Source organism: Paenibacillus xylanivorans (assembly GCF_001280595.1).
In the GTDB taxonomy this organism is placed as follows: domain Bacteria; phylum Bacillota; class Bacilli; order Paenibacillales; family Paenibacillaceae; genus Paenibacillus; species Paenibacillus xylanivorans.
In genome coordinates this window covers 90,800-97,104 of the sequence record NZ_LITU01000023.1, presented here as the reverse complement: position 1 = coordinate 97,104, position 6,305 = coordinate 90,800, and the positions used below count along the sequence as shown (strand labels likewise).

The window sequence follows — 6,305 nt, the reverse complement described above, 5'->3', positions numbered from 1 at the left end:
CGATATCTAGCGTTTGTAGAGCAGGCATATTTTGTACAAAGTCGATGGACTTTACGTTGGTTAAATAGGAAAGCTGAAGCTCCTGAAGCTGGGTTAAGGCATACAGCGGCTGTAGGTCTGTAGCTTCACTGTAATGTATGGACAAGGATGACAGCCCGGTCATGGACGACAACCATTCGAGTTCATCGACAAAGGTGAGCGACAGGGACTTGAGCGGCAGTTTATTCAACAGAAAGAAATCCGTTACGGACTCATCTACATAGGTAATGGATAAAGAGCTCAGATTAGGAAATTCCAGCAGTAGAGCCAATTCCTGATTGCTGCGAAGCTGAGTGGAAAGCTCCGTAATTTTAGACTTGTCGCCAAAGTAGCCCGAAAATTTGCTAAAGGATTCGTTAAAAGCGCCTCCATAACTTTTTAATCCGGACATATGGGCCAAAGTGGTTTGGTCCGTCTGGGAGATTTCATAGGTATTCGTGAGGTCCAATGCCGTCAGTCCCTTAAAAGCTTCAAAATCTCGCTGATCAATCCGCTGGCTATTCAGTTTCTTGTCCTGAGTAACATAAGTGATCTTCTCGGCCTGTTCATCGCTGAAGGGATCAGAGAGGCTATATGTAAACTTCCATTGATCATTCTCCGAATGCTCTACGGTTAAATAGCGAAGACGAGCCAATTCCTCTTCTGTCGGCAAGGCAGACCCTTTATCGAAGATATCTCGCAAAAATGAGAGCAGAACCTCGCTTTCGGGCATCTTTCGCACAGGCAGATTGGCTTCTGTTTTTGAATAGGTGGAGCTGTTGCTATAATAAAAATATGTACCGATGGCGCCAGCTAGGACAAACATCAGTATCAGCATTAGTTTTACGGAGACAGCCTGCTTCAGCGGTGCTTTAGGGGGCGTTCCGTGGTAATGATTAATGGTCTGATCTACGTAATAGACATGATTTTGCTTCAATAAAAGCTCTGTTTCACAATAGGGACACTTTAAAATCTCACCCTCTTTGTATTCAATCCTTCCGTTGCAATTGGGACAGTTTAACGGGATAAACGCCACGAATGTCCCCTCCTTCATTATGATGGTCATAAGATCATGCTGAACGGTCATCTGACTTCATTATACCTTGTGAATTTACGTTTGATGAGAGAAAGAAGTTTCACATAGCGAAGGAGCAGGGAAATCCTGCTCCTTTTTGATCTTTTTTAAGTATGGCTGGTGGTAGGCATTATTAAATAAATCAACCCAAACTTGAGGTGGAAATCAAGCACCGATTCATTGGCAAAAAGGTACATGTAATCGTACTTGTTCTCGTATTCCTCTAAAACTTTATTCACTAAACGTGCAGAAAGTCCTTTTCCCCGATAATCAGGATGTGTGATCACTGTTTAAGCTGGTATATCAAGCATCGAATTCAAGGAACGCTGAGATACAAATATCGTCGAGTAGTGATAATCCAAGTACTGAAGAGGGGATCTGTTTGTGAGTGCTACGACGAATTTATCTGCTGCGGCCTAATCAGCGGGATGAAGAGCATGTCCATACCCGTATCAGACTTGGTATAGTTCTGTAAAAAACTAAGATTCCCCTTTAATTTGGAGTAAGATTTCTCTTTCACGAAGTGGTATTATCTGGGGTGAAAGGAGGCTGGCTACAGCAAGTTATGTAAGCGCTTTATAAATTTAATAAAAAATTTGGTGTGGGGGGAATGCTTCGAATGAGGAAATCATTTAAGCAGGTCGTTTCCGGGTTACTCGCAGCGGCTCTGCTTCTTCCGGGCGGCTTGATAGCTCCGGCAGTTAGCGCTGCGGATCTAGCGGCATCTAATTCACAAATTGTGTATCAGGAAACATTCCAGAATGGTCAAGGCAAGGTGACTCAATCAGGTGGTGCCCAGTTGAGCACTGTAACAGGCAAGCCGTTTGAAGGCAATGATGATGGAGCAGCTTTAAAAGTTATTAACCGATCTAATAACTGGGATGGCGTGGACCTCGCTTTTGATGACCTTGGTTTGTCAGTTGGCAAAGAGTATTCTGTAACCGCTTCCGTTTATGTCGATACGGATGCTAACCCGCCTGCAGCTGGGAAAGCTGTCCTGGAGATTGTATCTAATAAGGGCGTTACTGGCTCAGAGGGATACACTGGAATTAGCTCTGCTGACTTTAAAGCAGGACAAGGTATTACGCTATCTGCCGCTCTCTCCGTAACCAGTGCGGACAAGACAGCTCTGCGGATTAAATCTGATGATGCCGGAAATGGTGTTCAATTCTATATCGGGGATATCACGATTACCCAGACAGCAACACCTGTCGAACCCACGGTAGTCCTTAACCAAAGTTTTGAAGACGGCAATACCGGTGGTTGGGGCAAGCTGGGTTGGGGATCGAGCGGGGATACTGCGGTCGTTGATAACTTAGCCTCCGAAGGCACGAAATCTCTGAAGTTCTTCAACCGGGCCGACGAGAAGGCTGTTCCTTCTCTTGTACTTACTGGCAAAATGAAATCCGACCGTAAGTATGATATTTCCCTCAAGGTTAGGGTCGGTTCAGGTGAAGGCCAGTTCCATCTGGCTTCCAAAATAAATTCTGAAATATTAGCCGATGATCAGAAGTATCCTTGGATTATAGGGAACAAGCTTGTAACCGCTTCTGACTGGACGCTCTTAGAAACCAAAGGCTACGAAATCCCTTCTAAAACGAATGAGGTAATCATCTATGTTGAACCATCGGACAATACGTTAACCTCGGATATTTACATTGATGAAGTCATCATCACCGATGTAACCCCTGATCAAACCGCACCGGAAAATGTAGATAAAACGGGCATCTCTGCCGATTTTGAGAATGGTCTGGATGGATTCAAAGCACGGAACGGCCGTGAAACGGTAGTCCTTTCCGAAGACGATAATCATACATCTGGCGGCAAGCAAAGCTTGCTTGTGATGACTACGACACAATATGATGCAGCCTTGGTTAATGCTGATGGCAAAATGGCAAAGAATCACGAATATGAGCTGTCTGCTTGGGTGAAAATGGCACCTGGCGAAGAGCCTACAACTCTTCGTATTAGTGTTCAATATGCTGACAGCGGCTTTGCGAACGTTTCACCAAATGCAACCGTTACTGATCAGGAATGGATACACTTAACGGGTAAGTATACGCTCACCACTACTCCAAGCGTACTCAATGCTTATATTGAAACAGCAAACAATGACGGCGGCAACCGTACCTTCTTCTTAGATGACTTTGTTCTAAAATATCTGGGACCTGTAACTGCCGCACCTCCGATTCAAGAAAACCTTCCTAACCTCAAGGATATTTACAAAGATGATTTCCTGATCGGGAACATTGTTAATCCGTCAACCTTTGACGAGACTCGGCTCAAGCTTCTGAAGAAGCATCACAATGTCGTCACGTTTGAGAATGATATGAAGCCGGATTATGCATATGACACGGACAGACAATTTGATTTCACCGCAGAAGATGCTCTTGTCCAAAAAGTACAGGATGCAGGCCTTGATTTGCACGGTCACGTGCTCGTATGGCATGCGCAGTCACCTACATGGCTTCATACGGCAGACGATGGTGAACCATTGAGCCGTGAGGATGCTCTGACGAATCTAAGAACACATGTTAAAACGGTCGTTGAGCATTTTGGTGACCAAGTTATATCCTGGGATGTTGTCAATGAAGCCATGAACGATAACCCGGCTAATCCGGAAGAATGGAAAAATGCATTGCGTAACTCCGGCTGGTTACAGGCCATCGGCCCTGACTTTCTTGAGGAGGCATTCCTCGCGGCCAAAGAAGTCATTGATGAAAACGGCTGGGATATCAAGCTTTACTACAATGACTATAACGATGACAACCAAAATAAAGCTACAGCCATCTACAGTATGGTGAAAGAGATCAATGAGAAGTACGCCGCAAATCACCCGGGCGAGAAACTGATTGACGGCATCGGTATGCAAGCCCACTACAATTTGGGCACGAGATTGGACAATGTCAAGATGTCGCTCGAGCGTTTTATTTCCTTGGGAGTAGAAGTCAGTGTCACCGAGTTGGACATTATGGCAGGCGCCAATTCTACAATCACTGAAAAAGAAGCAAAGCAGCAGGCCTATCTGTATGCCCAATTGATGGATCTCTATAAGAAGAACAGCGAGCATATTTCTCGTGTCACTTTCTGGGGATTAAATGACAGCACCAGCTGGCGAGCTGAGCAGAATCCAACCTTGTTCGATAAGAATTTTCAAGCCAAAGAGGCGTTCTACGCGGTCGTTGATCCTGAAAAGTACATGGCGGAAAATCCACCTGAAGAGCTTGAATACAAGAAATCAAGTGCTTACTATGGGACACCGGCTATCGATGGCTCCGTAGACAGCGTATGGAGCAAAGCTCCTGAAATGAAACTGGAAACGAAGCAAATGGCATGGTCAGGTGCTACAGGAACAGCAAAAGCACTCTGGGATGACGACAATCTGTATGTGCTCGTTCAAGTCAGAGACGATCAACTGAACAAGTCCAACCCGAATGTATGGGAGCAGGATTCCGTAGAAGTATTCGTCGATGAAAACAACGGAAAAACGGCTAACTTCCAAGACGATGATGGACAATACAGAGTGAATTTCGAGAACGCCGCTTCCTTTAATCCTGCGGAGATCGCTGCAGGCTTCGAATCCAAAGTCTCTGTTTCCGGTACCAACTACACCGTTGAAATGAAGATCCCGTTCAAAAAGGTTAAGCCTGCGAACAATGCCAAAATTGGCTTTGATGCGCAGATCAATGATGCCAAAGACGGCAACAGAATCAGCGTGAACGCATGGAACGATCCATCCGGTCAAGGTTACCAGGATACTTCCGTATTCGGTGAATTGACGCTGACTGGAAAGCCTTCTTCCGGCGGAAACAATGGCGGAGGCAACAATGGTGGAGGTAACAACAGCGGGGGGAACAGTGGCGGATCGAACTCAGGACCTACTCCGCAGCCTCAGCCACAACCACAGCTCCCGGGCAACGACTCGGTGATTGTACCGGTAATTAAAGTCGAAAATGGAACAGCCACAGCAATCATTTCAAGCGACAGCCTGAATAAAGCCATTGAAAAAGCTTCTCCAGGTGCAAATGGCAAGAAGCAGGTTACCATCGAATTGCCGAAGCAAACAAATGTACAATCCTATATTGTGCAATTGCCGACTTCAAGCCTGCAAAGCAACAATAATGTTGAGTTTGTGCTTAAGACGGACACTGCAACACTTCATATTCCGTCCAATATGCTTTCTAATATTACGGAACAAACCGATCAAATCTCTATTCAGATTAACAAAGTCTCGGCAGATCGCTTAAACGCAGATGTTCGCGCTATTGTGGGCAGCCGTCCGGTGATCGATCTAAGCGTAAAAGCTGGTGACCGTGTCCTTGCCTGGAACAACCCAGCGGCACCTGTAACGATATCTGTTCCGTACACGCCTGCTGCACAGGAGCTTGTCAATGCGCATCAAATCGTGATTCTTTACATTGACAAACAAGGACAGGCAACAGCCGTACCAAGCGGACGCTATGATGCTAAATCCGGCTCGATGGTGTTTAAAACGACTCATTTCAGCACCTATGCTGTAGCCTACGTAACCAAGTCTTTTGCCGATGTGCAAAATGTCCTGTGGGCAAAACAAGCAGTCGAAGCGATGGCTGCACGCGATATTATTAAAGGAATCTCTGATGACAGCTTCGCTCCTGACGCTTCCATCACGAGAGCCGACTTTATCACCTTGCTTGTCAGAGCACTTGAGTTGAAGGGCTCAGGCACGAACGGGGCAGCCTTCAGCGATGTACAGCCAACTGCTCACTACGCACAAGCCGTGGCTATTGCCAAAGAACTTGGAATTGCCTCTGGATTCGAAGACAACACATTCAAACCAGACAGCAGCATTTCTCGTCAAGACATGATGGTTCTTACGGCAAAAGCCCTGAAAGCAGCTGGTAAGCAATCTGCCGGCAATGGAAATCTAACTCCTTATTCCGATGCTGCAAGCATTTCCACTTACGCGATGGATAGTGTAGCTTCCCTCGTAGGAAGCGGAATTGTCAACGGCAAAGATGGAAAAATCGCACCAGCCGAACCATTGACCCGCGCTGAAGCAGCGATGGTTCTCTACCGGATCTGGAAACTGTAAATGTAAAGTTAATTAAACCAGCAAATAAAAAAAGACTACCCCCGTATAATCCAGACGGGGGTAGTTCTACTATTTCATATCGAATGCAAGGCGGCGGGGAGAATGTATATACCTTCTTTGGCGGATTCTCCATGGGTT

Annotated in this window: 1 protein-coding gene and 2 pseudogenes; 1 reads left to right on the top strand and 2 read right to left on the bottom strand. The window is 45.9% G+C overall.

Annotated features, from left to right (window positions below; translation table 11 throughout):
* A pseudogene (locus AMS66_RS02595) lies at positions 1–955 on the bottom strand (leucine-rich repeat domain-containing protein); the annotation flags it as partial.
* 284 nt (positions 956–1,239) lie between these two features.
* Positions 1,240–1,383: pseudogene (locus tag AMS66_RS31490) on the bottom strand (GNAT family N-acetyltransferase); the annotation flags it as partial.
* Positions 1,384–1,712: 329 nt separating this feature from the next.
* Here AMS66_RS31490 and AMS66_RS02590 point away from each other — a divergent pair.
* A complete protein-coding gene (locus AMS66_RS02590; RefSeq protein WP_053779305.1) occupies positions 1,713–6,167 on the top strand; it encodes an endo-1,4-beta-xylanase in 4,455 nt (1,484 codons plus the stop codon).
* Positions 6,168–6,305 lie beyond the last annotated feature (138 nt).